Below are 26,621 nucleotides of genomic sequence, written 5' to 3'. Positions count from 1 at the left end.
TAAAATGGATTGGCAGCAGGCACACATTCGCCTCGCTACACGGTTGAGTATAAGGGCTAAGCGCCGGGCTGTCAATGAGAAAGAGCACATATTTGCTTGTTGACGAATCAAACGCCTCTTTGATATGCTTGCCGCACAAGGCGCGGACCCTTCAGCGCGCGCCAGAAGCAAACGGGTATACTCAGGCTGAAAGCGATGCGCCAGCCATGGGAGGCGAGAGCGATGCAGTATCTGGATTTTGACCTGGAAATCGGCCCAGGACACGGGCGGGCGTATCCGGTGGCGGTCATGCGCTCACCTGCGGGCGAAGCGCATGGCATGATGCACTTCCCCTTTGATGAAGCTACGCTGAAAGAGCGTCTTGATCAGGTGCAGACGGCTCTGGACAGCGCAGGCCAGGGGCGCCGCCAGGCAGCGCAGGCAGTGCAGGACTTTGGGCAGCGCCTTTTTGAGGCGCTGTTTACCGGCGATATTCGCAGCTGCTTCGATGTGAGCCAGCGCGAGGCGGCTCGGCAGGATGATCGCGGCCTACGAGTGAAGCTGCACATTCAGACGCCGGGCCTGGCGGCGCTGCCCTGGGAGTTTCTCTATGATGTGCGCCAGGGGGAATATGTCTGCCTGTCGCGCCAGACACCGATAGTGCGCTATCTGGAACTGCCGCAGTTGGTCCAGCCGCTTCAAGTGAAGCCCCCGTTGCATATTCTCTGCATGATTGCCAGCCCCAGCGACCAGGCTGCCCTGGATATAACGCGCGAGCAAGGGCGTGTTCAGGAAGCCCTCAAAGGGCTGGTGGCCGATGGCCTGGTGGAACTGACCTGGCTGGAAGGCCAGACCTGGCGCGACCTTCAGCGGGCGATGCGCGGCGGACCCTGGCACATCTTCCATTTCATCGGGCATGGCGGCGTTGATCCCACGACGGGCGAGGGGCTGCTGGCCCTGGCGGATGAGCAAGGCAAGACGAGCCTGATGACCGCGACTCAGATGAGCCATTTGTTATCGGATCACCGTTCGCTGCGCCTGGCCTTACTGAATGCGTGCGAGGGCGCGCAAGGAAACGAGCGCGATCTGTTCTCCAGCACAGCGGCGACGCTGGCGCGGCGGGGCATTCCAGCGGTGCTGGCGATGCAGTACGCCATCAGTGACCGCGCCGCGATTGAATGCACACGCTCTTTTTATGAGGCGCTGGCCGACAGCCTGCCGGTGGATGCGGCGGTGAGCGAGGCGCGCAAAGCGATTACGCTGGAGATTGCCAACACGCTGGAATGGGCCACGCCCGTCCTATATATGCGTTCGCCGGATGGCGCGCTGTTTGATATTGAGAAGCAGGCCGCCAGCCAGCCTGGGCAGACCCCCGCAGCGCAGGCGACTGCGACGGTTCAGGCTGCGCCGAAAAGCGAGATCGGCAAACTGCTCTGCACGTATGCGGGGCATGATAATCAGGTGTTTCACCTGGGCTGGTCGCCCGATGGGACGCGCATGGCATCTGTCCAGCGTTTCGATTCCGTCGTCCATGTTTGGGATACTGACGTGGGTGGGCGCCTTCTCACCTACGAGGGCCATACGGATTCGGTCAATTCTGTCGCCTGGTCGCCCGATAGCACACGCATCGCTTCCACCAGTTGGGATGGCACGATTCATATCTGGGAGGCGGAGAGCGGCAACCTGCTGCGTACCTACAGCGGCCACGAAGGGCGCGTTTTTGACGCCGCGTGGTCTGCTGATGGCAAGCGCATCGCGTCCGTAGGCCAGGATGAGCAGGCGCATATCTGGGGTGTTGCCACCGGCGCCCTCATCACCAGTTGGTCCGGTCAGTCTCCGTTGGCCTGGTCGCCCGATGGCGCGCATGTTGCCTGCCGCAGTGGTGAATCGAACGCGCGTATCTATTCTGCCAGCAGCGGCGCCTATCTCTTTGGGCTAGATTTTCCTGACGTGTTCTACGCGCTGGCCTGGTCTCCCGATGGAGAGATGATCGCTTCGGCGGGCGAGGGCGGCGTGATTCGCATCTGGAAACCGAGAGGTGGCGGGCAATGGAGTTTTTCCGAGGGCGAAGACATCGTGATGGCGCTGGCCTGGTCTGCCGATAGCAAGCGTCTCGCCACCGGGGGCTATGATGGCTTTGTCCACATCTGGGATGCCGATTCGTTGCAGAAGCTCTTCACCTACAAGGGCCATGAAGGCGATACCGTCGTCACTGATGTGGCCTGGTCTGCTGATGGCAAACGCATCGCTTCGGCCAGTTGGGATGGGACGGTGCAAATCTGGTCGGCAGAATAATGGCTCATGCAAGTGGGCAGTAGATCGGGCAGCCGTTGAAAGAGCATATCTCCCTTGAGGATCGGCCAGCAGAGCAAGCGGCTTCGCTGCGCTGGGCAGTGGGGCTGGCGTTTGTCGCGTTTATCTTGATCGGGGCCAGCGATGGCGCGTTTGGCGTATTGCTTCCCAGCCTGCGCACCCATTACGGAGTGGATAAGGCGACGATTGGCCTGCTCTTTCTGGCCGGAGCCGCTGGCTATCTGGCCGCTGCCTTCAACAGCGGGCCGCTGGCGGGCAGGCTGGGCTATCGCCGCTTCTTGATGGTGGGCGCGGCCAGCCTGTTGCTGGGGGCGACGACGTATAGCCTGATGCCGCCGTTTGGCGTGGTTCTGCTGGCGTCGCTGCTCATTGGCTTTGGGGCTGGCAGCATAGATGCCGGGCTGAACGCCTATATCGCTGCGCTGCCCGACAATACCGCTAAACTCAATTATCTCCACGCATTTTATGGCGCGGGCGCCTGGCTTGGCCCGGTGGTCGCGTCGGGGCTGTTGGCGGCGCAGCTTGGCTGGAACAACGTCTATCTGGTCTGGATGGCGCTGAGCCTGGCGGTGCTGATCGGCTTTGGCCTGGCCTTCGAGGGCCGACGCGCGGCTCCACGCAAAGCGACAGAGCGCGGCGGGCGCGGGCTGCTGATGACGGCTCTCAAGCTGCGCGTGGTCTGGCTGGGCGCGCTGTTCTTGTTCTTCTACGTTGGGGCGGAGGTGAGCCTGGGAAGCTGGAGCTATAGCTTTCTGACCGAGGAGCGGCATGGCGCGACGCTGTTATCCGGCTGGGCGGTCAGCGGCTACTGGCTGGGGCTGACGCTGGGGAGGGTGACGCTGGCGAACCTGGCGCGGCGCGTGGGCAACAAGCGCCTGATCGAAGGCTGTCTGGCAGGTGTGCTGCTGGGGGTGCTGCTCATCTGGCTCGCGCCGTTCAACGCGGTTTCGGCCTTTGGCCTGGGGCTGACGGGCTTCAGCCTGGGGCCAATCTTCCCCACAACCATTGCGCTGATGTCTGAACTGGTCGAGGCGAGTGTTCTGCCCAGCGCGATTGGCTTTCTTGCCAGCCTGGGCAGCATGGGCGCGGCGTTCTTTCCCTGGCTGGCGGGCAATCTGGCGCAGCGGGTGGGCTTGTGGTCGCTGCTGCCCTATTGCATGCTGCTCAGCGGTGTCATGCTGGGCATCTGGCTGGCCTTGCAGGCGCGGCCAGGCCCGCGACACTGCTGTACCCCCTCTTAATGTTCTGGGCCAGAGTCACCGACTCAAGCTCATCAAGTGGCACATGTACAGGCGGCTCAAATTTGATCGGCTCCGGCTGTGGATTCTCTCCCCAGGCTGAGAAGATACTGCTGGTCAGCCTGGGGCGAATAGCGCTCCTATGAGATCTGGCGCCTCTCTGCCTTCATCTGGAGGGCTACCACTATAAGAGGTACGTATACCATAGCTGCCAGGGGGATCAGGAATTCAATGGGAAGGTGGAGGAGGAGCAAGGCACCGACGCCCGCGAGCGAGAAGATCTCCCACCCTACTAACACGAAGGTTCCCCTCCACCCGTCGAAGACCCCAGCCTTCACCAGCGGTGGCATGGGCAGATAGGACCACAGGGCCAGCGGGATCGCTAACAACATACCAGGCAAAGGCGATGCAGTCATCCAGAGCAAGAGATCTGGCAGGGAAATGAGACCAACGGGTACTCCCGCGAGGACGAGCGCCCACCCACTGAGCCAGAGAACGAGGTACTTATGAGGAACCATCTGCTGCACCCCTTCCTGGCATCCGTGCATCTTTATCTTCCTGCTGCCAGGGTTTCTATGTTTGTTATTGTGAACAGTATACTCCAAAGAGACGAGGAGAGTAGTTCGTTCGTGCTGTTTGCCCAATAGGCCATAGCTATATATCCACATGGGGCAGTGCGCTGACGCTTGCCCGACGCGCTAAATTGCGCTACACTCCTTAATAACAGGGCGCTGCTGGCGAAAGCGTTCAACTGCCGTCTGGGTCGTTGCTGGGTTGCCCTGCTGCCTGAAGGGCTGATACGTAGCGCCGCCGTCTCGGCGGCCAACCGAACGCATGAGCGAAAGTTCACGTCTTTCGCGTAACGTCCGCCCTATCGCAGCGTTGAGCCGCCGAGACGGCGGCGCTACAATAGCAAGTAGGGGGAAACATTTATGGCATCCTTGTGGCGTAATGCGCTTGCGCTTGGGACTGGCGTGGTGGGTCTGGTGAGCGGAGTGACCTATGTGATGCTGCGTCGGCCTCTGCCAAAGATTCGCGGAGAAGAGCGCCTGCCCGGCCTCACGAGCGAGGTCGAGGTTATTCGTGATGGCCTGGGCGTGCCTCATCTGTTTGCCAACACGCTCGAAGACCTGTATTTTGCGCAGGGCTATGTCCACGCGCAAGACCGCCTCTGGCAGATGGAGTTGAACCGGCGCACAGCGGCGGGCCGCCTCTCGGAGATTTTTGGCGAGATCGCGCTGGAGGCAGATCGGTTTATCCGGCGCATTGGTTTGCGCCGCGCCGCAGAGCAAGACGCGCCGCTGCTCAGCGAGGAGTCGCGCCGTCTGAGCGATGCCTACAGCGCGGGTGTGAATGCCTTCATCGAGCGACACACGGGCCGCCTGCCGCTGGAGATGGTTCTTTTGCGGCTGAAGCCGGAACCCTGGTCCGTCGTTGATTCACTCTCCTGGGGCAAGATGATGGCCTGGAGTCTGGCGGGCAACTGGGAATCTGAACTACTGCGAGCGAAGTTTGTTTCCCGGCTTGGGCCGGAGCGCGCTGCGCGTATCGAGCCGCTCTATGGGCGCGGCGATCCGCTGATTGTGCCGCCTGGCGCAACCTATGAGGGCTTGCATACGCCGCTTTTGGATCAATACCGGCAGATGAAAGAACTGGTGGGCATCCTCAGCCCGACACATGGCAGCAATAACTGGGTGGTGGATGGCACGCGCACCCTGAGCGGCAAGCCGATGCTCGCCAATGACCCGCACCTGGCGGCGCAGATGCCCGGCATCTGGCATCACTGCCATCTGAATACGCCAGGGCTGGATGTGATCGGGGCCACGCTGCCGGGGCTGCCCGGCGTGATTATCGGACGCAACCGGCGCATCGCCTGGGGCGTCACCAACGCTGGACCCGATACGCAAGACCTCTATTTGGAGCGATTCAACCCTGAGAACCCCCGGCAATACGACTATCAGGGCGCGTGGGAAGAAGCGAAGGTTATCCGCGAGGAGATTCGTGTGAAGGGCCGCGTGGAGCCGGAGGTTGAAGAGGTGGTGATGACGCGGCATGGGCCGATCATCACCGGCATGGAGCCAGGCGGCCAGCCGATGGCGCTGCGCTGGACCAGCCATGCCCCGGCGACCACTGCCGAAGCGGTGCTGGGCATCAATCGCGCGGGCAATTGGGAGGAGTTTACCGCCGCGCTGCGTCACTGGGACGCTCCGGCGCAGAACTTCGTCTATGCCGATGTGGACGGCAATATCGGCTATTATATGGCTGGGCGCGTGCCGGTGCGCGCCAAAGGCCAGGGCTTGCTGCCTGTGCCGGGCTGGACGGGCGAATACGAGTGGGCGGGTACAATACCCTTCGAGGAACTGCCCCAGGCGTATAACCCGCCGAGCCATCAGATTGTGACGGCGAATAATCGCATCGTAGGCGATGACTTCCCCCATTTCATTACGCACGAGTATTTCAGCGGCTACCGCGCGCGGCGCATCACCGATCTGCTCAACGAGGGAGAGCGGCTGACTCCGGCAGATATGGCGGCGATTCAAGGCGATTTCTTTTCTATCCCGGCCTCGCAGATTGTCCCCCACCTGCTGAAACTGGAGCCGCGCAATGAGACGCAGCGCCAGGCATTGGGGCTGCTGCGCTCGTGGAACTTTGCGCTGGATAAAGAGAGCGCGGCGGCAGCGATCTACGAGGTCTTCTTGCTGCGGATGCTGAAAGTGACCTTTGGCTCGGTGCTGGGCGAGGAACTGGCCGAAGACTATGTGGGCAAGGGGCTGAGCGTCCTTTCGCCGTCCAATATGTACGCGGGGCGCAGCACGCCGCTGCTGATCGATCTGCTCAACGAAGGCGATACCCGCTGGTTTGCCGAGAGCGCCCTGCCCAGAGGGCCGAAGAACTGGCAGGAGGCGATGCAGGCGTCCTTCGAGGGGGCGCTGGATGAACTGCGCGGCAAGCTGGGCAGGCAGATGGCGGGCTGGCAGTGGGGCAGGCTGCATGGCATCACCTTCGGGCATCCGCTGGGGCAGGTGAAGCCGCTGCACCGGCTCTTTAATCGCGGGCCGTTCCCGGTGAGCGGCGATACCGATACGGTCTGCCAGATGGCGTTCGCGCCGGGCAAGCCCTACGCGGCGTCCAACTGGTCGCCGTCCTTCCGGCAGATTATCGATCTGGCCGATACGCGGTCGGGCCTCTTCGGCTATCCCACCGGGCAATCGGGGCATCCTGGCAGCCCGCACTACGCCGATATGATCGAGACGTGGCTGGCGGTCAAGCACTATCCGCTGCTCTACGAGCGCGACCAGATTGAGGCGGCGGCGGATGGGAAGCTGACGCTGAAGCCGACGTAGTATTACGGATGGCCCTATCCGATACTGATTCACACAGCAGCTTTTGGCGACAACAAAGGAGGGATTCCATGAGGTACCTGGCGCTGGCGTATTCAACCATTGCAGTGCTGATCTTCTTGTATGGAGGCTATCTGATCGTGCTTACTCCCAGTGTGCTGTTTTCAGCGCATGTTATCGGCGCTATCCTGCTGGTACCGGCTGTGGCGTGGTGGCTGGTTGGCCTGATACACCTGGCGATCAAACGGCATTGGGGGTGGCTGGTTGGCTACGTTGTGCTGCTGGTCCTGGCTCCTATGATTTATGACATGTATCAGGTGCGCGCCGCCGAGGCCAACACATAGCGCCCCAGCGGAGACCGGCTTATTCTCTCTCTCTCTCTCTCTCGAAGCCATCGCACTGATACTGAACCATCTGGATGAACTCATCCAGCCGCGCTGCCTCTGCCGGGGTGAGCGGCATCTCATGCCGCAACAGCCGCAGGAACGCTTTGCTGGGGTGTCGCTTTCCCTTTTCCAGACGCCAGATGTAATTCTGGGTGCAGCCCATCAGTTCCGCCAGCCGCTCCTGTGATAATCCTTGCCGCCTACGTGTTCGCTGTAACCATTGCCCAAAGTCGCTCCAGGGGCTGTCTTCCATGTCTGGTCCTCCTTGCGTCTGTCTGAGGCAACCTTGCCAGAGGCAACCTTGCCTCAGACAGCTTACTTTTTGATCCTCTTGGCTGTATACTTGTTTCCATGAAATAACCTGGCGGAAATCACTATAGCAGAGCCGGAAGGCGGAGTCAACGCCCCAATGCCTCATCGATTTCTGGCTCGACAATTGTCTTCTGGCACATTCATTGTTAAGATGCCGTCCCTGCCGCTTGGTAACTATGGAAAGAAAGGAACGCATGCTTACTCGAAGTCGGGGGTTGTTGCTGCTCATCGCGCTACTGTGTCTGGGCTTGGTGAGTTTAGGCCAGCCCCAGACAGCCCATGCAACCAGCCGCTACAACTGGCTAGGCGGGCAGTGGGTTGGACCAGGCCCAGGAGTCTGCTGCCTGCACTTGAAGGTTACTTATGAGCCAGGCATGACCAGCAAAGACATCCAGGGATGGGATGATGCGCGGTATGTCTGGACGCAGTCGCCAGCCCTGATCTACTACGATAAGGGAACAGACTATACCATCGCTGCCGATGATTGGTACGATGCCAACACAAATTATGTTGGGCAGACCTATAACTGGCCCTGTCCGTCCTGCACCCCCTACAACGGCGCTCTCACCGAACTGAACTACTACTACACGAACAAGGACAGCTTTAGCCCTGACATCATCCAGGGCGCAGCCGCTCATGAGTTGGGACACGTCGCTGGTCTTGCTCACCATTCCGGTCCTTACCTGATGAACCCCACCCTCAATGGCATCCACGCTCCGACCAGTGACGAAATTAACGGCATCAATTCGCGCTACTAGCGTGAGGAAAGGAGCAACCGATGCGATATGTGATAGCCGCCTGTATGCTGGTGCTGCTGGCAATGACCGGCTGTGCCAGCGAGACCGCTGCTCCTAGCCGGACCGCCACTCCTAGCCATCAGGTCGTGCATGTGGAGGCCAGTTGGGTAGTCCTCTATCATAACCTGCATGATCTCAAGGCGAATAGCGATGCCATCGTGGTGGCGACCATTCTCCAGGCGAAGGAAAGCACCATGAACCGGGGGTCGGTTACGACCGACTTTGTCGTGCAAATAGACCGGCTGGTGCTTGACAAGAAGGGTCTGCTGACCAGCCCGACCTTCCTGCTCCATCAGGGAGGAGGAGTCATCAAGGAGACCACCTACATAATAGACGATGATCCCCTCTTCCAGGTCAAGGAACAGGCGGTCTTGTTCCTCAAACAGAACGAGGCCCCCCTGTTCTTTGTGACAGGAGGCCCATCGGGCCGCTTCCGTCTTCAGAACGGGCAAGTCAGCCCGGCCAACGCGGCAGAAGGGGTCGCTATGCAGACTACCAACCTTGAGGCGTTTCTTGCCCAGGTAGCGCAAGCCTAGCCATTCCAAGCAGGCGCAGAAGTTCTGCCTGGATTGACAACGAAGCTGCTCACGAACATTCGTGGGCAGCTCGCTTATTGCTCAGATGGGATGCGTACAATTTCAGGCAAGAGCAGATGCTGCCTGGCCTGGTCGTCCGATGAAACGAGCGTTGCTGCTGCGGCTGGCAGGCTGGTCCAAATCCGGCAAGCGCCGCCGGAAAGCTAGCGCCGGGCGCTGACGGCGCTGCGTTTGCGCGCGGAGGGCGTCGGGCGCTCGTCGGGGTCGTCGGGTTCCTGGAGGCCGCCGCCAAACTTGACGGCCACACCCAGTTTCTTGAGCGCCCGGTGCAGGTCACGCAGGTTCGTCTCGCCAGGGGCGGCCAGCGCGCAGGGGCCAAGCCGCCGCAGGCCCAGCGCGGCCAGCTTGCCTGAGTTCGCCAGTTCGTTCGCCAGCGCCTCGTCGCCCATCTCCAGCAAGATGACCTGATTGACACGCGCCTCTTTGTACTGCCGCGCCCAATCGCGCAGGGTATAGGCGATGTTCTGCGGCAGGCCCTTCTGGCTCTGCTGCTCCAGGGAGGACAGAATATTTTCCAACGAGAGGCCAGCGGCAAGCCCGCGCAGCAGCGCCTCGCGGGTGAGGGTGAAGCGGCTGACGCGCCCGATGCGCTCCGTCACGGCGTAGCGCGGCAGGTGATAGAGGACGGGCATACACGGTTCCATGACCAGCACCTCAAAGTTGGGCTGGACGATGAGCGGCTGTGATGAACAGTTGGTCAGCAAACCGTTGGGGGCGCAGGCGGGATTGCTGCCGTTGACGGCGGGGAACTCCGCAGGCGTCTCGCTCTGCTCCGGCGAGAGCGTGCCGAAGCCCAGCGCCGCTGCGCCAAGGTCGGTGAGCATGAAGGCGTCAGGGTTGACGGCTTCGTTTGGCCCTGGCGGGGTTTCGCGCTGATAGCCCAGGGCCACCAGACCCATCTCGGCCAGCGACGAGCGCACGATGCCCGCGATCACTTCGCCGTCGGTCTGTTCCCAGCGCGCGCGGAGTTGATCGGCCAGCTTGAAGCCAGCCTCCCCGGCGAAACGCTGTACCGGACGCAGCACAAAGGGGTCGTCGCCCTGAATGGTGTCGCGCAGCGAGGCCAGGGTGTACCAGACGCCCGGCTCGCAGGCGCACAGCGCCTTCTGGACGGCCACGCGCGCCGCGCCGACATCTATATAGTGCGAGAGCCAGCCGCGATAGCCCGCGCCAAGCTGGTCAACCCACCAGCGGTCAGTCAGCCAGCGGCGAAAGAGTTTGCGCGCCTGGCCCGCCAGATCGTACTGCGCCCAGGCATCCAGCTTTGGCCCTGGCGCCAGGCGGCCTTTGGCTTCTTCGCTGGCGCCGTTGGCTTTGGCCCGTCCTCTGGCCGGTTTCGTCGGCTCGGCGGCCTTTTCGGCCAGCGGCACGACGGCCACCAACCCAAGCTCGCGGGCTTCCTGCTTGAGCATTTCGAGATAGCCCAGCGCCTGCGCTTCATCGGGGTTCTGGGCGCGTGGCCCGCCGAGCCTCGGCAGCAGCTTCGTGGCGACACGCTTATGCAGGGCATCGGAGCGCGTCAGTTCGATTTCTTGCTGGTGGATGCAGGCGACGAACATTGCCAGATCCCACAGAAAAGAAGGGTTGGCGGGCACAACAGCGCCTGGTTCGTCGCAGGCGCGCAGGCCAACCTCCACGCGCGTCCTGGTGGCATCGCGCCGCAGATTTTCCAATGTTTCACGTGGAACAAAGAGGACGCGGCGGCCATCGCTGAAGGTGTCGAAGGCGATGGCGAACTCTTCCAGGGTATGCAAGGCGGCGTTAAGCGTCGGGCCATCCAATCCGGTCAGACGCCGGACATCACGCATATACAGGCAGCCGTCGTGCGCGATCAATTTTTCGTAGAGGCTGCGCAGCCCCGGCTCCAGCCGCGCCAGGGCATAGCGCACAGCGTCGGCCTGGCAGAGATTGGCGGCCATCGCCTGGCGCACGTCGTTGCGCGAAGAATAGGATTGAACAACCAGGCCATAGCGACGGCCAATCTGGTCGAGGTCGCCTTGGCGATAGGGCATCAGGATTTCGTCGAGGGTTTTCTGCGCGCGGCCTCCCTGCGGGGAGAAGATCTCGCGGCCCGTGGTGTAGAGGACGGTGGCGATTTCGGTGGGGATATAGACGATCTGCTTACTCTCGATAGGCTGGTTGGCCGGGCGGTTGAAGGTGTAGCCGAAATAGACGGCGCGCTGGCCGTAGAGTTCGGCGCCCTGGACTTTGGCAAGCTCCTCCAGCGCCAGGCGGCGGCGCTTGAGCTTATCGAGCGTGGCGCGCGCCTGCGGCGCCTCCAGGCCGGTTTGCTCTGGGAGTTGATCGAGGGGCCGCCAGTTGCGCGCCGAGGGGCCAAGGATGGCATAGAGCACAGTGCGCTCCGTTTCATCCAGGTGTTCCCAGACAAAGCGGGCGCTGATGGTGTCGCGGATGCCGCTTTCCAGGCGGTTCACGGACCCCATGCCAACATCTCTGGGAGGCGTCAGCCCCCAGAGCGCCGCGATAGCGCGTAGCTCTTCGACATCACGACTTGCCAGGATTCCCCCCAGGCTTTGCATAGTGCGTCCCCTTCTCCTGTTCGCCGAACTGCTCAACGTAGCGGATCACCTCGCGGGTAATCTGGCTGGGTGTGGAAGCGCCAGCCGTGATGGCGATCCGTTTTTTGCCGACGAGCCATTCTGGTCGCAGGTCTTCCAGCCGCTCGATGCGCACTGCTGGTGTGCCTGCGATGTCTTCTGAGACCTGCACGAGCCGATTGGTGTTGTTGCTGCGCGGGTCGCCGACCACAATGGTCAGGTCTGCTCCTTTGGCCTGTGCGGCTACCGCTTCCTGGCGCTGCTGGGTTGCCATGCAGATGTCGTTGTGGACGACGACATGGGGCCAGCGTGCGCGCACAGCTTCGATGAGTCGTTGGGTATCCCACTGGCTCAGGGTGGTCTGGGTTGAAAGGGCCAGTTTGCGCGTTTGTTCTTCGCTCAATTGGAGGGCGGCCAGATCTTCCTCGGTTTCAACCAGATGAACGGCGTCTGGCGCTTCGCCGATGACGCCCTCCGGTTCGGGATGGCCTTTTTTGCCGATGTAGATGATACGATAACCTTCGGCGACCAGCCGCTTGACAAGCTCGTGGGTTTTGGCGACATCCGGGCAGGTGGCGTCAATACAATGCAGCCCGCGCGCGCTCGCTCGTTCTTGCACTTCGGGGGAGACGCCATGCGCGGTAAAGATGACGGTTCCGGTTTGGACCTGCTCCAGAATGGCGGCGCGGTCGGGGCCATCCAGGCTGACGATGCCGAGCCGGGTCAGTTCATCAACGGCAAAACGGTTATGGACGATCAGGCCAATGATGTAGAGTGGCCGGGGTAAGCTGGCGTCTTTTGCAGCGTTGCGCGCAATCTGCATGGCGTCTACGACGCCATAACAATAGCCGCGCGGCGAGACTTTGACTACTTCCATTCTCGACAGGCCCCTTGTCCTGTGAACCGACCTGGAAACGGGCGCTCTGGCTTCCGCTGTTCAGGGATGTTCATCCACAAGCACCCTGGCAGCTTCGCGCTGAATCTGCCGCTGCGCCTGGAGAAATACATGTTCAGCCGTGGTACGGTCCAAATGGACGATCAGCGCCTCAACGCCGTCGTCCGGTTCGTCAGGTTCTTCGGGCTGATCGTCGGCGTTTTGCCCGACCCGCAGAAGATTTTCTGAAGGCGCGGCATCGGCCAACAGATTCAGTTCATCGCTAAGAGTGTGTAAGGTCATCATACTCCCTCCATTGTACAACAAGTTACGGCACGTTGTCGTGTCGGCTTTTTGTACTGCTGAGTTTTTCTATAAGTATACCATTAGCCTTCTTGCTTGTCTGTTTTGTACTGAGAGTGAACCCATACCTACGACTTTTTGGCTAGTACCCGCATCCTTGACACCCCCTGTTCTCGTTACGCATTTTTCCAGCCATCCCCTTTTGATATAGAACGAAAGTTCTATCTTGTCAAGAAGGGAGGGGCAATAGCGACCTGAAACAGCACGAACTATGCGGGCGCTGGACGAGCGCCCACGCTGGTGAGCAGGCGTAAGCAGCCAATGTGCCTGGAATCGAGGATATTTCCTGCTTGCTCTGGTCTTTCTACCTGCCGCCTGCCACTCTGCCCCTTGCGCGGTTGCATCTCTTTAGTTATCATAGCTTTAGTGGGCGGGAAACCGGGTTCCCAAGTGGGGTGAAACATCCATTGATCTTTTCGGCGCTCGCTGGTACCCTGTGCCAGGGCTGGCGTGGCGAGATACACGCTTTCTGACGATCCGCTTTGAGGATACGGCAAAGAGGCTATTAAAATTAGCAGAGGTGCGTCTGAATCATGCCAGCTACTCAAATTCTTCGGGCCAGTGAGTATACGACGGATAAGCTGGCGACAGCTTTTACTCGCGGGTTCGAGCAGTATTATGTGCCGCACGCGATGACGCCTGAAGCAATGGCCGAGCGTGTGGTCTTTCAGGATGTGGTGCTGGAAGCCTCGTTTGTGTTGCAGGACGGCGATGGCCCTGCCGGGTTGGCGCTGCTGAGTGCGCGCGGTGCGCGCAGTTGGTGCTGCGCGTTGGGCGTCGCTGCTGATTATCGCGGCGGCGGCTATGGTCGTATCCTGATGGAGCGGTTGATCGAAGAGGCGAGCCTGCGCAAACTGAGGGAGATGTGGCTGGAGGTCTTTACCCAAAATACACCGGCGTTTCAGCTCTATCAAAGCCTGGGCTTCCGTATCGAGCGCGAACTGACCGATTATGCTGGCGAGCTTGCGCATGGCGTGGCGCGACGAGCGTTTACGGGGCCGCTGCTTTTGCCTGGCCTGAGCGACAGCAGCGAAGGCGATGAGATGACGCCTGCCGAGCAGACGCCGGTAGCGATGGATGCGACGGCGGCGCTGGCGTACTATGAGAAGCTCCAACTGGTGCGGCCATCCTGGGAGTTCGAGCAGCCGGTGCTGGCGCGCCTGGCTGCTGCCGGGCGTTTGCAGGCGCTGGTGATCCCAGGCGAGGAGGCAAGCGTTGGCCCTGACGCGCTGCTTTTGAGCGAGGCCCGTCCCAGCGAGGTCAGGCTGCTGGGGTTTGCCGCTCGACCTGGAGCAGATGCCGCTGGCGGGCTGGAACTGGCGACAGCCCTGCTGGGCGCTGTCGCTCAGCAGTATCCGGGGATGCGCTTCCATGCTGAGGAGATTCCGCCGGGCGATCCACTTGGCCCGGTGTTGGAAGCAGCCGGATGTCCGGTGACTCAGCGGCTTTTTGAGATGGCGCTGACGCTCTAGAACGCCTGGAAGAGGGAACGGCGATGATGAAAAAACGCGAGAAGCCACCGGAGGTTGAAGCGTTTGAGCAGGCATTTGACCAGCCTGCGCGTGGCGCTTCCGCTTCCTTCTCTCGCTCGCAAATCCAGCCATTACCCCTTGCCGCGCGAACGCCGGGCCAGACTTCTGGCTCGAATCCGAGGGCGCGCACGCCTGCGCCGCCTTCAGCATCGTGGTCTCCCTCGCCAGGGCAGCCACTCAGGCGCAATGGGGAACCGAAGCGAGCGCAAGGATGGGACATGGATGACAAAGACTATCTGGACGATGAGGACGATGAGGAATGGAAGCCCTGGTCGGCGCACAAACACTCAGCGCCTCCGCCTTCTGTGCGTGATCGCTTTTCGGGTGTGCTGGCGCGGCTGGCGCTGATGGCCGTGGCGCTTCTTGCGGCCTATTCACTCCAGTCGCATAGCCGCCGCCACTATATTCCTGGGACGATCACGAATGGGACAGTGAGCAATATCAGTTATGACGCTGGCTGGCCGCTGACCTACGCGCATGTCCAGGCAAAACAGACGCCGCTCAGCGACGTGGAGCCAAAGCCTGCCTCCCACTATATCAGCCAGCCTCTCCTTGTGGTGGATGTCCTGGCGCTGGCTATTCCTTTCTGGTTAGTGCTTGAATCCGTCTGGCTGTTCTGGGTCTTTGTGCTGGAACGCTTTGGGCCGCGCCGCCTGCTGCGCCGTCTCATTGCCGTTGGGTTTGCGGGGGCGCCCGCCGCGCTCTGGGTTCTGGGGGCGCTGGCGGCAGGCACCTTCCTGGGCTTTAACGGAGGGCAGCTTTCCGCGCTGCCGACGTATCTGCTGCCGGTGCTGGCCCCGGCGGCCCCTGGTTTTGGGCTGGCTGCCGGTCTTTCGATTGTGCTGCAAGTGCCTCCTGCCCTGTGGCCGCTGGATTTCGGCGTCTTCCTGCTGACGTTGGGGCTGCCGCTGACTGTGCTGACGATGTGCCTCTATATGATTTTCTGCCTCTTTGGGCGCGCGCTGGGGTCAATGTTCCGGGGCAATGAGGAGGAGTAATGCGCTTCAGAGGCATGGCGCTTTGAGAGCATAGAGAGGCAGCGCCCCTAGAGCGATTTCATTGTACGCAGGTGTTCAATGATATAAGGCTCGAAGTGACGCTCTACCAGCGCCACCATCTCATCGAGGGAGCGGCTTCCATCCACTTCATAGACGGGAAGCTGCCGTTGTTCGGCCTGCTGCCTGACATAGCGCGCCAGGCGACAATCTCGTTCAATGAGATTACGCATGCGTTGTTCCGGGTCGCTGCCCTCGTTGGCGACACCATGCTGTTCCCGACGCCTGGCCTGTTCCGCGCCTCTTTGCCGCCTGATCGTATCGCAGAAGGACGCGCTGGGCGTCAGCCAGATCGCTTGATGCGGGCTGGATAGGCAGGGAGCCAGACACTCCGGGAAAAAGTTGCCTTCCGCGACGATAAACCAGCCCTTCGGCATGGCGAGCAAATCTTCTATCGCCAGATGACATTCTTTGCTCCAGGATTCAAGCACTTCCTCAACCAGCGTTTCGACTGAGCGCCCCAGCCAACGCTGATCCATGCTCATCTTCAGGAATGCCTCCAGGGCAGAGTCTCCCTCGGCCAGCCGACGTTCCACATGGTTTCTTAGCATAGGGTCCAGATGGTAGTTAAGGAAGACATGGGTACGGGCGATGGTATGTCCAATGCTGGATTTCCCCGCGCACGGCGAGCCACCTATCCACAAGACATGCGACAGCGCCTGGGCAAGCTGCGATTGATCGAGCATCGTTTCCTCCTCGGCATGGGCTGCGCTCTTGTTGAGAGCGAGCCATCAGCGTTCCTGGCGGCTCGCCCCTAAGACGATAGCAGAAGCGGGCGCGCCAGGACATCGGCCATTGGGACGATGCGCGCTGCTGGACACAGGCAGTACAATGAGAAGAGAAGGAAACGGGTGTATTCGGCATAGCAAGCGAGCGTAGTCAACGTCACACCCAACCCCGCCCCCGCCGCCAGGGACGGCGGCGGTACACGCTATGGGCCACCGTCCCTCACTTGTAGCGCCGCCTTCCAGGCAGCCAACGTCGAGCCGCCAAGACGGCGGCGGTACACAGGCTGCGCTAGCCCACGCCGACGATCAGGCGCTGGAACTCAGCCAGCGCGGCTTCGATACTGCCCAACTGCACGACCAGGGCGGCAAAGAGCAGGCGCAAATACGCGCCCTGCGCGACTAAGAGGGTATTGCGCGTCATGCGGCTGATGCTCGCCAGCGGCGCTTCCAGCACGCGCCGTGTCACTTCTAGCTCGGTCAGAATGAACACGCAGGTGGTCTGGAAGGTGGCTTGAGCAAGCTGCGCTTCGCCGGGACGCTGGCGAAGCCCGCTCTGTACGGCCAGCGGCGTCTGCTCTCCGTTGAAGAGGGACGGACGCCGCCAGGTGGTGACGATGACGCGGCGCAGCGGCTCCGGCAGGGCGGCGGTCAGCAGGCGCAGACCGGCTTCGCGCCGCAGCGGGTTGGAGCGGGTGTAGCGACCAGAGGGGAACGGGGGACGGGGTGGGGGACCAGCGAGAATTGCCATCGGAGAACGCTCCTTTCGACTTCGTGAGCCAACGACTCACGCTGCCGAAACGGCCCCTTCCTGGCGCAGCGACGAGGACAAAGCTTGCCTTCGAGGGAGCGCAACCCGCGCGCTCCCTCTCCGACAAGTGGCGTCCCAGTCTTGGTTCAGGAAGGGGCCGTGAAGCGAACTACCAAGTGTGCATAATAGCCAGTGATAGAATGCCCCCAGCCCCATTCCTGGTACGTCCAGGTCTGGGGGGAATGGCGCGGCGGTGATTGTGTCACTGCCGCGTCATGCCGTTCCAGCAGAACCTCAGCCCACCCGATTGTGGACCAAGTAAGAAGAGTATAGCAGGCGGCGTCGCTTCTGTCAAGCGGCGTAGGAAAACATAGTTCCACCACCTATCGGGGGCCACTTGTAGCGCCGCCATCTTGGCGGCCAGCGTTGGCCTGCTGGTGTGTTGGCCTGGAGGGCGAACGTTCGCCAGAGCGAAGCGTTAGCCGCCTGGAAGGCGGCGCTACAAGTGGCAACCCCCGATAATTGGTGGAACCAGGAAAAACGTCTGGAAATTGCGCGCAAGAATGCGCCTTGCTTTGTGGGGTTATGTATTTCTCTTGCGGATACGTGGTCATTCGTGATGAGGAGGGCATTTTGCGCGGTGGCGATGGCTAAGACGCGAGGGTCTAAGCTGCCTTTTGCACTCTCCCGAATATATGTTACGTGGTGGCCCTGGCTTCTTAGTTTCTCTACAATCAGGTCAGAAATATTTTCGTCTGCTACAATTTTCATGCAGAGCGCTTCTGCTGCGCGCGGACAGCCTTCGTGGCATATCCTAGCGCCGCTTCGATCTCCTCACGAGTAAGGCCGTAATGGTCAATAAGCTCAGGTATGGTGCGGCCACCTGCAAGCTCTTCCAGCACAAATTCAACGGTTATCCTGGTACCTTCGATGGTTGGCTTGCCTACCATCAGGTCGGGGTTCGTAATGATTCGTGGCTTAGCTTTTGCCATGTGTTCTGCTCCTTTCTAGCCAGTCTCAGTATGCCTCAAACAGCTCCAAGAGGCAAGTAAGTTATAGGTTCGGGTTCTACCAAATCTGAGGTGTTGGCAAGCGAGACGTGTTACTTGTAGCGCCGCCATCTTGGCGGCCAGCGTTGGCCTGCTGGTCCGATGGCCTGGAGGGCAAACGCTCGCCCTGGCGCAGCGGTGGCCGCCGGGACGGCGGCGCTACAAGTGACCCCCGATAATTGGTGGAACCATAGGTTCGTTTCGACACGTCAGGCGCCTCTGGTCGGGGCAATGGGTGTGGTATGCTCTGCCTGAGAAGGGAAGGGAAAGCCGCCCCTTCTCGCAAACCCTGGCTAAGAAGGCTGGTATTGCGTATGAACGAGTGGTCAGGCGCCATCGCGCCGAAGCCCGAACCGCCGCAGCCAAGGCCAAGATCAAGCACTACTGGCGCTGCTGTAGGCTTTATTCTCTGTGGTATCTGCTTTCTGGCGTTCCCAAAGTATGCGCCCATGCTTGATCTCGGCGCCGGAGTGTTTTATGGTATGGGCCTTATAATCGTGTCGTCGGGGATAGGGATACTGGCTTTCGCTGTATTCGAGAGGTGGAAGCCTGGACCGCCACAACAAAGCTCAAGGTCAAGCACTATTGGCAGTACTGTCTCCTATATCCTCTTTAGTCTCTGCTTTCTGGCGTTCCCAGAATATGTACCTATGCTTGCTCTGGCTACCGGAGTGTTTTATGGTATGGGCTTTACCTTGCTACTATTTGGGGTAGTGGTGCAGGGTATAGGTATAGTCAGGGGGCAGAATCCCCAACCGCCGCGACAAAACTCAAGGTCAAGTGTCATTGGCTCTGGGCTATTTGGCATACTCGTTGGCATAGGCTTGCTCGTGTTCCCAAAGTATGGGCTTACGGCTGATTTAGGCAGCGGGATATTTTATGGTATGGGCCTGATTATGCTGCTAACTGGGATACTGACACTATGTACTGGTCTAGTCAGGACAAGGTGACTGGTGGGGCCAGCGCCCTCGGCTCATTATGACTCATGATTAACTGGTAGTAAAGGGGTGGCGACGATGCCAACCGTAACGATTGGAGCAGCGCGGCTCACATCCGAGGCGGTAGTGGCGGTGGCCCGCAGCGGGGCCAGGGTGGAACTGGCGGCTGAGGCGGTGGCCCGGGTGCAGGCGGCGCGCGATCTGGTGCAGCGTATTGCCGATGAGGATCGGGTCGTCTATGGCGTGACGACTGGCTTTGGGCATCTGAGCCGGGTGCATATTGGCCCGGCGCAGCTTGCCGATCTGCAACGCAATCTGCTGCGCAGCCACGCTTCCGGCGTGGGTGAACCGCTGCCCGCCGATGTGACGCGGGCGCTGCTGCTGCTGCTGGCGAATAGTCTGGCGCGGGGGCATTCGGGGGTGCGCGTGGAGGTGATTCAGACGCTGCTGGGGCTGCTGAATGCCCAGGTCCAGCCGCTTATCCCATCGCGCGGGTCGGTGGGCGCGAGCGGCGATCTGGCTCCGCTGGCGCATCTGGGCCTGGCGCTGATTGGCGAGGGCGAAGCGATCTCTGATGGCCGCCAGCTTCCCAGCGCCGAAGCGATGCGCCGGGCCGGACTGGAGCCGCTGGAACTTCAGCCCAAAGAGGGGCTGGCGCTCATCAATGGCACGCATCTGATGGAGGCGCTGGGCGTGCTGACGCTGCGCGACGCGCAGGCGCTGCTGGCAGCGGCGGAAGTGGCGGCGGCGATGAGCGTTGAAGGGCTGATGGGGTCGTTTGTGCCGTTCGACGCGCGCATCCACGCTTTGCGCCCCCAGCCGGGGCAGGCCGCTGTTGCGGCGCGCCTGCGCGATCTGCTGGCGGGAAGCGAGATCAACCCGTCGCATAAAGATTGCCCGCGCGTGCAAGACCCCTATACGCTGCGCTGCATTCCCCAGGTGCTGGGGACGGTGCGCGATGCGCTGGACTATTGTGCTGGCGTCTTTGAGAACGAGTTGGGCGCTGTGACCGATAATCCGCTGCTCTTTCCCGATGATGCCGCTTCGCTTTCGGGCGGCAACTTTCACGGCCAGCCGCTGGCGCTGGCGCTGGATATGCTGGCGATTGCTGTTGCCCAACTTGCCGGGTTCTCCGAGCGCCGGACCTTTAGCCTGGTGGGGCCGCACGATTGGGATGAACAGGGCGCGCCGCTCTTTCTGACGCCGAACCCTGGCCTGAACTCCGGGTATATGATTCCGCAGTACGTGGCGGCGGCGCTGGTGAACGAGATCAAGGCGCTGGCGCATCCAGTCAGCATTGATTCGATCCCGACCTCTGCCGGAATGGAGGACTGGAACAGCATGGGTGCGACAGCCGCGCACCAGGCCCGCCAGGCTGTCTCGCTGGCGGCGCGCGTCGTGGCGATAGAACTGCTGTGCGCGGCGCAGATGCTGGAGTTTCGCAAGCCGCTCAAGCCGGGCAAGGGCGTGCAGATGGCCTATGAGCAGGTACGCACCCTTGTACCCGCGCTGGCCGATGATCGCCCGCCCGCGCCCGATATTGAGCGGCTGGCGCAGTCGGTGCTGGCGGGGGAGTATGAAGGCATCGGGGCTGGCGAGGCCGGAGAATAAACATGGGTCATCCCGAATTTTCTAGACCGTCTTGGTCAATGCTCCTGGCTTGTAGCTTCGCTGGCGGAAAGCCGCACCGGACCGAGCGGAGCGCCGCCGTCCCGGCGGCTGAACGCCTCACTGGCGACCAGGGCTGCCCGTTCAGCGTTTCCACGTGCCAGCGTTTGGCCGCCGGGACGGCGGCGCTACACCTGCGGCATTCGCACATCCTGCCAGCAAAACAACACAGCAGAGAAAATTCGAGATGACTCATGTTTAACCACCAGCTTCTATGCAGGTGGCATATCGAGTGCATACCCTTTTCTCCAGAACCTGTCGGACGATCTGGCGAAGGAACTGGAACGAGGGGAAGTGATCTATGCCTGATAACTGCCACCCCCACTGGCGCGAGCGCCGCCAGCAAGGGTCTCGACCTTCTGTGATGGCCCTGCTTATCCTGTCATTAGCCCCGATCCTTTTGCTGACAGCGTGTGTGGTTACTGTTGGAAATGGTCCTGCCTCGACGACCACGAGCGAGGGTATTTCTGAACAGGTGAAGGTCGTTCAAGATCAGAGCGGGGCCACGCTGGTGTTAGCGCCAGTGACCATTCATGGCAAAGGACCATATACCTTTGCCCTCGATACCGGCGCGAGTACCTCGCTGATCTCCAGTTCGCTGGCGCAGCGGCTCGACCTGCCACAGACTGGCGGGCCGGAGCCGATCAGCGGGATTGGCGGCGTCACTCAGGCGATTCCGGTGCAGGTGGATGACTGGAACACTGGAGCGATCCGCCTGCCATCAATGACGATTGCCAGCGCCGCCATTCCGCATGAGGACGGCAGCGCCGACTTTCAAGGCTTGCTCGGCTCCGACATCTGGAGTCGCTTTGGCAAGATCACGCTGGATTACAGCAGCAGCACGCTGACCGTCTACCAGCAGATTGCGCTTGCTCCAGCGGACCGGCGGCTGGTTATCTCGTCCTCTTTTGGAGGAATGTGGTAGGATAGAAGCAGAAGAACAGCACATCACTTCGCCAGGAGGATGAATATGGTACAAAAAAGTCAAGAGGCCAGTGCTTCCTCCAGCCAATTCTCAGAAGAACATGAATCGCCCGAAGCCATTAAGCAGGCACATGAGGAGCTACAAAGGACCATCCAGAAACTACGCGCTTCTGACACCACTGCTGAGCGTCTTCTCCATCTGCTGGATGAATGGCTCATGGATGAGTCTGGTTACGACGAAGCTACCTGGCCTAAGCTGAAAGCTGCTCTAGAGCGGGATCGTCCCTCCGCTCGGAGCCTCTTTGATGAGTAAGGTTGTTTTGTTGGATACCGGCCCGCTTGGCATGATCGTACACCCACGACCAAAGCCTGATATGATTCTCTGCGCTCAGGCTGCTCTTATCAGCAATCCAGAAGATGAGGTCATCATCGCTACCACGAATGTTGGGCATCTCGCGCGCTTCAGTCAGGCTATGCTCTGGAAGGACATCTAACCCTCCTGGTTGAGCATAGGAATCTGGATGCCTTGCTCGCGCGCAAAGTCAATGGCTTCAGGATAGCCCGCGTCTACATGGCGCATCACGCCGGTACCGGGGTCGTTAGTCAGCACGCGGTTCAGCCGGTTGGCTGCGTCGGGTGTGCCATCGGCGACGACGACCATCCCCGCGTGCAGCGAATAGCCAATGCCGACGCCGCCGCCGTGATGTATCGAAACCCACGAAGCCCCCGAAGCCGTGTTGAGCAAAGCGTTCAGGAGAGGCCAGTCGGCGATGGCGTCGGAGCCGTCGCGCATGCGCTCGGTTTCGCGGTAGGGCGAAGCGACGGAGCCGCTGTCCAGGTGGTCGCGGCCAATCACGATGGGCGCTTTCAGTTCGCCCTGGCGCACCAGTTCGTTGAAGGCCAGGCCCAGCCGGGCGCGCTCCCCATAGCCCAGCCAGCAGATGCGCGCGGGCAGCCCCTGGAAGTGTATTTTTTCGCCTGCCAGGCGAATCCAGCGGGCCAGCCCTTCATTTTCGGGGAAGAGCTTGAGGACGAGTTGATCGGTGCGCCGGATGTCTGCGGGGTCGCCCGACAGCGCGGCCCAGCGGAACGGTCCCTTGCCTCGACAAAAGAGCGGGCGAATGAAGGCAGGCACGAAGCCGGGGAAATCGAGCGCGTGAACGTTGCCCGCCAGCAGCGCCTGCCCGCGAATATTGTTGCCGTAGTCAAAGACCACCGCGCCCGATTCCTGCAAGTCCAGCATTGCCAATACATGCTTGTTTATTGATTCCAGCGAGCGGCGCTGGTACTCATCGGGATCGCTCTGGCGCAGTTCTGCCGCCTGCTCGACACTCAGCCCTGCCGGAATATAGCCATTGAGGATGTCGTGGGCGCTGGTCTGGTCCGTCACCAGATCGGGCGTGATGCCGCGCCGCGCCAGTTCAGGATAGATTTCCGCCGCGTTGCCGACCAGCCCAATGGAGCGTGCCTCGCCGCGCCCGGTCAGTTCGTCCACGCGCGCGAGCGCGGCGTCCAGATCGGTGAGCATCTCGTCACAGTAGCCAGTTGCCAGCCGCCGCTGGATATGCTGCGGGTCCACCTCGACAGCCAGGCAGACGCCCTCGTTCATGGTGATGGCGAGTGGCTGCGCGCCACCCATGCCGCCCAGTCCGGCGGTCAGTACAAAGCGTCCTTTGAGCGTGCCGCCGAAGTGCTGGCGGGCGGCTTCGGCAAAGGTTTCGTAGGTACCCTGCACGATGCCTTGCGAGCCGATATATATCCACGAGCCAGCGGTCATCTGGCCGTACATCGTCAGCCCCAGTGCTTCCAGGCGGCGAAACTCGTCCCAGTTGCCCCAATGCGGCACCAGATTGGAGTTGGCAATCAGCACGCGAGGGGAGTAGGGATGGGTGCGGAAGATGCCCACGGGCTTGCCCGATTGGACGAGCAGCGTTTCGTCGCTTTCCAGGCTGCGCAGCGAGCGCACCATCGCGTCGAAACAGGCCCAGTTGCGGGCAGCCTTGCCGGAGCCGCCATAGACGACCAAATCCTGGGGGCGTTCGGCGACCTCTGGGTCGAGATTATTCATCAGCATGCGCAGGGCGGCTTCCTGGCTCCAGCCTTTGCAGGAGAGCGTGTTTCCGCGCGGCGCGCGAACCGTGCGCGGCTGCTCCGCTGCGCCTGCGCCGCGAGTCGTCTCTTCAGGCATGAGTATCTTCCTTTCAGAATCGAAAGCGTGAAGGATGGGGCGACAATGCCTCCGCCAGTGCTTTAACTGTAGCACTCGCGCGTCGCTGCATCAAGCCAGATGTCAATCCTTGATGCGCTGGGCTGGGATGATCTGCCTGTGGACTCCTGGCAAATCGCGCCGCGCTCCCTCTCTGGTTATTGCTCAGCAGGTGGGATGCAGTGCCGACAGGGCAGTTGGGGATAGAGCAAGCCTCCTGAATTGGGTCTATCTGAGGGCCAGCGGTTCAGGAGGCTTGCTTGCCTGGTACCTTTCGTGAAATGAGAAGGCTTGTCTATTGCGCGCCACAGGTTAGCAAGGCGGTAGACGCTACCCGATTTGGAGCAGGCTTTGATCTGCTACCGGGTTGTAGTAGTGTTTTCCATTATAAACGACATCCCAACTCACCTCTGTGTAGTAGTGGTGGCCCGTAATGACTGTTATGATAGGGCCATAATAGTGTCCGCCAGGCTTAGTACCGCAGTTCTGTAACGGGGCGTTGTAAAGGTGGTTGGTAGTCGCGTCGAGCAACTGAACTTTAACCGTACAGCCTCCCCAACCTGAAGGGGCATCCGCAAAAAGGTAGTCATCCGGCACAACCTGGCGCGAGGGGTTGACACTGATGCACGGCTCATCCTCCAAAGGAGGAGGGTTGTAGACATCGTAGAGACATCCCCCTCCACTGCTAAAGGGAGCGGCGCCTTCTTGTGAAGGATAGACGGGGATCGCGTTAGGGTTGTAGGGAAGCTGGTTAGGAATGCCCGGAGAGTCGGTATTGGCGGGGGGATTGGCGCTCACATAGGAGAGATGCGCGGGGATTGCTACAGGGATGGGTGGCGAAGATGTCGCCTGCGCCACTCCTGCCAGACCGATAGTCAGCAACAGGGCAGCTATTACGACAGCCAGCAGGTTTCGGATACGAGCGAATCGGCTCCTTTGCATCATGAGCTACGACCTTGCCTTTCCTTGCAAAACGCAGTTTTCTTACAGGTTCAATGTTCCAAGCCATCTCCAGGCCCGCAGCAAGTGTACCATAAAAATTCATAGCACGCAAGCGGTGAATCTTTAATTTCCTACAGTTTGATACGGATGCAGCGCCCGCTCACTTGTTGGACAGGAGGAGCAGGATCAGGCCACCAGAGGCCGCCAGCGCCGTTACGATGGCAGCGATCATCATGGTGATGACCTGGCCGCGCGGCAAGCGTTTCTTCCTGGGCGCGCTTTGGATGGGCGGAATGGCGGCCATTGCCTGGTAAAACGCTTGAGAAGAGTTGGCGCTCCTGGCGGCTGGCTGCGGGGGAAATGGCCCCTGAAACGGCGCTGCGCCCACAGGCGGCTGAGGGAACGCGCCTGGCGGTTGGAACGAGCTGGCGTTGCTGGTCCCCTGTGGCAGTCCTGGCTGCCAGGGCGCCTGCGGCTGCGCACCCCAGGGCGCTTGCGCGGGCGGATTCGCCCACGCGGGCGCTGCCACAGAGGCAGGCGGCGCGTCTTGCGCGTTCGACAGGGGCGTCAGGGTCTCGTCGGGTATCTCTACGCTGGGCGGAGGCTGTGCGGCCCAGGTGGAAGCGCGAAATGGCGGGAGGACTGGTTGCGCCGGGCCAGAGGCTGGCTTTGGCCCCTGGCTGGCGCTCAAGGGTGGAATGGGATCGGGCAAGGCTGCTGTGGCGACACGAGTCGAGCGAGCGGGTGTCTGGACGGCGGCTGAAGTATCTGACAGGCGGATGCCGCAATCTCCGCAAAAGCGCGCGCCGCGTGGCAATCTGGCGGCGCAGTTCGGGCAGGCAATCGTGTCGTCTGCGTTTGCTGGCCCGTTCCCCTGGGCTGATCTGGGGTCAGTGAGGAGGGTCTGGTTTTGCCAGATAGACGCATCGGCAGGAGGGCCGGAAGGCGTCACAGGCTGGGCGGACATCGGGTTACGAGCGACAGCAACGGGCGCAAACGATGGATTGGCTCCTGGGGTGGAAGGAGGATGCGCCGGGTTTTCTGTTCCACATTCCATGCAAAATCGGTCAGTGGAATAGACGCTTGACTCACATCGGTAACACTGCGGCATTTTGACCCCCCTTACCAGATAATTTCGCCAGGTAATATGCCAGATAATTGCGCCAGCTTCACCCGCTGTCAGGGCCAGAGAAACTCTGCTGTCTATAGTGTACTACAAGCAGGAACAATTCACCACTCTGGCAGATTGGAGCATTGCCTGCTGCTGGCAGTATAGGCCAGGGGCTGCGGTGTCAACTGCGAGCCAGTTGGCATCAGAAGTGTGGTCTGATTCACAAAACGTATGGACACGGCATCGCTCCGGCGCATATACTGAGCCTATGGAGGGCGATTATGGCACAGTTGAAGCATATTGATATTCCCGCCTCGCATGGGCGATTGGAAGGGCTGCTGCGGCTGCCAGAGGAAGCAGAGGATACGCCGCGCCTGGCGGCGGTGGTCTGCCATCCCCATCCGCTGTTTGGGGGGACGATGCACAACAAGACGGTGTTTCGACTGGCGACGGCGCTCAACGAGGTGGGCATCCCCACGCTGCGCTTTAATTTTCGCGGCGTGGGCCTGAGTACCGGAACCTATGATGAGGGGCGCGGCGAGCAAGACGATGTGCGTTCGGCATTGGATGAAGCTCAGCGGCTCTTTCCCGACGTGGCGCTCTGCGTGGCGGGCTTCTCGTTTGGCGCGTGGACCGGGCTGCGCGTGGCCTGCGCCGACGAGCGCGTGCGCCAGATGGTGGGTGTCGGCGTGCCTGCCGCGTCGCTGCTTGTTGATACGCTGGCGAACTGCGCCAAACCCAAACTGATCGTGCAAGGTTCGCTCGATCAGTATGCGCCAGAAGCCCAGCTGCGGGCCAGTTTCGCGGCGATCCCTGAACCCAAGCGCCTTGAAATCATCGCGGGGGCAGACCATTTTCTCACCAATCATCTGGAGGAGCTTGCGCAAGCGGTAACGCGCTATTTCAGGCCAGATTGATGAGCATGGGGGAAGGTTGAGAAGGCAGGGCCAGGCGCTTCTCATC

The 26,621-nt window shown here is 61.0% G+C and carries 25 protein-coding genes; 13 read left to right on the top strand and 12 right to left on the bottom strand.

The genetic code is table 11. The features are described from left to right. Window positions 1-222: 222 nt before the first annotated feature. Window positions 223-2,274: a CHAT domain-containing protein gene (locus tag VH599_15715; protein ID HEY7349763.1), complete on the top strand. Its 2,052-nt coding sequence runs from the start codon at window positions 223-225 to the stop codon at window positions 2,272-2,274. A 35-nt stretch (window positions 2,275-2,309) separates the two neighbouring features. Further along, window positions 2,310-3,533 (top strand): MFS transporter, encoded by a 1,224-nt coding sequence (locus VH599_15710; GenBank protein HEY7349762.1) that lies wholly within the window; start codon window positions 2,310-2,312, stop codon window positions 3,531-3,533. A gap of 137 nt (window positions 3,534-3,670) precedes the next feature. Here the strand turns inward: VH599_15710 and VH599_15705 are convergent, their stop codons facing one another. Then, entirely contained in the window at window positions 3,671-4,048 is a 378-nt protein-coding gene (locus VH599_15705) for a hypothetical protein (protein HEY7349761.1), read from the bottom strand. 414 nt (window positions 4,049-4,462) lie between these two features. On the opposite strand from VH599_15705, the gene VH599_15700 reads away from it, so the two are divergent. Together VH599_15700 and VH599_15695 are read left to right on the top strand one after the other, a co-directional pair. Further along, complete coding sequence (locus tag VH599_15700) at window positions 4,463-6,874, top strand: penicillin acylase family protein (protein HEY7349760.1); 2,412 nt, start codon at window positions 4,463-4,465, stop codon at window positions 6,872-6,874. 68 nt (window positions 6,875-6,942) lie between these two features. Beyond that, the gene (locus VH599_15695; protein ID HEY7349759.1) at window positions 6,943-7,215 is read left to right on the top strand and encodes a hypothetical protein; all 273 of its coding nucleotides are present in this window, start codon (window positions 6,943-6,945) and stop codon (window positions 7,213-7,215) included. 19 nt (window positions 7,216-7,234) lie between these two features. Here VH599_15695 and VH599_15690 read toward each other — a convergent pair whose 3' ends face one another. Next, complete coding sequence (locus VH599_15690) at window positions 7,235-7,510, bottom strand: helix-turn-helix transcriptional regulator (GenBank protein HEY7349758.1); 276 nt, start codon at window positions 7,508-7,510, stop codon at window positions 7,235-7,237. Window positions 7,511-7,763: 253 nt separating this feature from the next. Here VH599_15690 and VH599_15685 point away from each other — a divergent pair, with 253 nt between their 5' ends. Together VH599_15685 and VH599_15680 are read left to right on the top strand one after the other, a co-directional pair. Then, window positions 7,764-8,327 (top strand): hypothetical protein, encoded by a 564-nt coding sequence (locus VH599_15685; protein ID HEY7349757.1) that lies wholly within the window; start codon window positions 7,764-7,766, stop codon window positions 8,325-8,327. Between the two features lie 20 nt (window positions 8,328-8,347). Beyond that, window positions 8,348-8,902: a hypothetical protein gene (locus VH599_15680; protein ID HEY7349756.1), complete on the top strand. Its 555-nt coding sequence runs from the start codon at window positions 8,348-8,350 to the stop codon at window positions 8,900-8,902. 203 nt (window positions 8,903-9,105) lie between these two features. On the opposite strand, the gene VH599_15675 is transcribed toward VH599_15680, so the two are convergent. From VH599_15675 to VH599_15665, 3 genes are read right to left on the bottom strand one after another with little or no spacing between them, the layout of a single operon-like run. Next, window positions 9,106-11,502 (bottom strand): helicase-associated domain-containing protein, encoded by a 2,397-nt coding sequence (locus tag VH599_15675; GenBank protein ID HEY7349755.1) that lies wholly within the window; start codon window positions 11,500-11,502, stop codon window positions 9,106-9,108. Next, window positions 11,468-12,397, bottom strand: coding sequence for a 4-hydroxy-3-methylbut-2-enyl diphosphate reductase (locus tag VH599_15670; GenBank protein ID HEY7349754.1), 930 nt, complete (start codon window positions 12,395-12,397; stop codon window positions 11,468-11,470). Before VH599_15670 ends, VH599_15675 begins: the two co-directional genes overlap by 35 nt. Window positions 12,398-12,457: 60 nt before the next feature. After that, complete coding sequence (locus tag VH599_15665; protein HEY7349753.1) at window positions 12,458-12,700, bottom strand: hypothetical protein; 243 nt, start codon at window positions 12,698-12,700, stop codon at window positions 12,458-12,460. Between the two features lie 590 nt (window positions 12,701-13,290). Between VH599_15665 and VH599_15660 the strand changes: the two genes are divergently transcribed. Together VH599_15660 and VH599_15655 are read left to right on the top strand one after the other, a co-directional pair. Further along, complete coding sequence (locus tag VH599_15660; GenBank protein HEY7349752.1) at window positions 13,291-14,229, top strand: GNAT family N-acetyltransferase; 939 nt, start codon at window positions 13,291-13,293, stop codon at window positions 14,227-14,229. Window positions 14,230-14,252: 23 nt separating this feature from the next. Next, window positions 14,253-15,287 carry a hypothetical protein gene (locus VH599_15655; GenBank protein HEY7349751.1) on the top strand — a complete coding sequence of 345 codons (1,035 nt, stop codon included), beginning with the start codon at window positions 14,253-14,255 and terminating at the stop codon, window positions 15,285-15,287. A 47-nt stretch (window positions 15,288-15,334) separates the two neighbouring features. On the opposite strand, the gene VH599_15650 is transcribed toward VH599_15655, so the two are convergent. The 4 genes from VH599_15650 to VH599_15635 form a co-directional block, all read right to left on the bottom strand. Then, window positions 15,335-16,030 carry a hypothetical protein gene (locus VH599_15650; GenBank protein HEY7349750.1) on the bottom strand — a complete coding sequence of 232 codons (696 nt, stop codon included), beginning with the start codon at window positions 16,028-16,030 and terminating at the stop codon, window positions 15,335-15,337. A gap of 331 nt (window positions 16,031-16,361) precedes the next feature. After that, window positions 16,362-16,820, bottom strand: a complete 459-nt coding sequence (locus VH599_15645) for a hypothetical protein (protein HEY7349749.1) — start codon at window positions 16,818-16,820, stop codon at window positions 16,362-16,364. A gap of 767 nt (window positions 16,821-17,587) precedes the next feature. Continuing rightward, window positions 17,588-17,812, bottom strand: a complete 225-nt coding sequence (locus tag VH599_15640) for a DUF433 domain-containing protein (GenBank protein HEY7349748.1) — start codon at window positions 17,810-17,812, stop codon at window positions 17,588-17,590. A gap of 76 nt (window positions 17,813-17,888) precedes the next feature. Continuing rightward, window positions 17,889-18,077, bottom strand: coding sequence for a hypothetical protein (locus VH599_15635; GenBank protein HEY7349747.1), 189 nt, complete (start codon window positions 18,075-18,077; stop codon window positions 17,889-17,891). A gap of 808 nt (window positions 18,078-18,885) precedes the next feature. Here VH599_15635 and hutH point away from each other — a divergent pair. From hutH to VH599_15615, 4 genes are all read left to right on the top strand, one after another. Next, a complete protein-coding gene (gene hutH / locus VH599_15630) occupies window positions 18,886-20,418 on the top strand; it encodes a histidine ammonia-lyase (GenBank protein HEY7349746.1) in 1,533 nt (510 codons plus the stop codon). Between the two features lie 358 nt (window positions 20,419-20,776). Continuing rightward, window positions 20,777-21,400: a retropepsin-like aspartic protease gene (locus tag VH599_15625; GenBank protein ID HEY7349745.1), complete on the top strand. Its 624-nt coding sequence runs from the start codon at window positions 20,777-20,779 to the stop codon at window positions 21,398-21,400. Between the two features lie 45 nt (window positions 21,401-21,445). Beyond that, window positions 21,446-21,712: a hypothetical protein gene (locus tag VH599_15620; GenBank protein ID HEY7349744.1), complete on the top strand. Its 267-nt coding sequence runs from the start codon at window positions 21,446-21,448 to the stop codon at window positions 21,710-21,712. Then, on the top strand, window positions 21,705-21,893 hold the full coding sequence (locus VH599_15615; protein ID HEY7349743.1) for a hypothetical protein: 189 nt from the start codon (window positions 21,705-21,707) through the stop codon (window positions 21,891-21,893). Before VH599_15620 ends, VH599_15615 begins: the two co-directional genes overlap by 8 nt. Here VH599_15615 and hutU read toward each other — a convergent pair. The 3 genes from hutU to VH599_15600 all read right to left on the bottom strand — a co-directional run bounded on the left by hutU (window position 21,890) and on the right by VH599_15600 (window position 25,658). Continuing rightward, window positions 21,890-23,587 (bottom strand): urocanate hydratase, encoded by a 1,698-nt coding sequence (gene hutU, locus VH599_15610; protein ID HEY7349742.1) that lies wholly within the window; start codon window positions 23,585-23,587, stop codon window positions 21,890-21,892. The genes VH599_15615 and hutU overlap by 4 nt on opposite strands. Before the next feature lie 348 nt (window positions 23,588-23,935). Further along, a complete protein-coding gene (locus VH599_15605; GenBank protein HEY7349741.1) occupies window positions 23,936-24,550 on the bottom strand; it encodes a hypothetical protein in 615 nt (204 codons plus the stop codon). 157 nt (window positions 24,551-24,707) lie between these two features. Continuing rightward, window positions 24,708-25,658 (bottom strand): hypothetical protein, encoded by a 951-nt coding sequence (locus VH599_15600; GenBank protein ID HEY7349740.1) that lies wholly within the window; start codon window positions 25,656-25,658, stop codon window positions 24,708-24,710. Window positions 25,659-25,939: 281 nt separating this feature from the next. On the opposite strand from VH599_15600, the gene VH599_15595 reads away from it, so the two are divergent. Continuing rightward, window positions 25,940-26,575, top strand: coding sequence for an alpha/beta fold hydrolase (locus VH599_15595; protein HEY7349739.1), 636 nt, complete (start codon window positions 25,940-25,942; stop codon window positions 26,573-26,575). The last annotated feature ends 46 nt before the right edge of the window (window positions 26,576-26,621 follow it).

This window comes from Ktedonobacterales bacterium, assembly GCA_036557285.1.
Classification (GTDB): domain Bacteria; phylum Chloroflexota; class Ktedonobacteria; order Ktedonobacterales; family DATBGS01; genus DATBHW01.
Note: the sequence above shows the minus strand (reverse complement) of the source record. Positions and strands in the feature narration are given on the sequence as shown.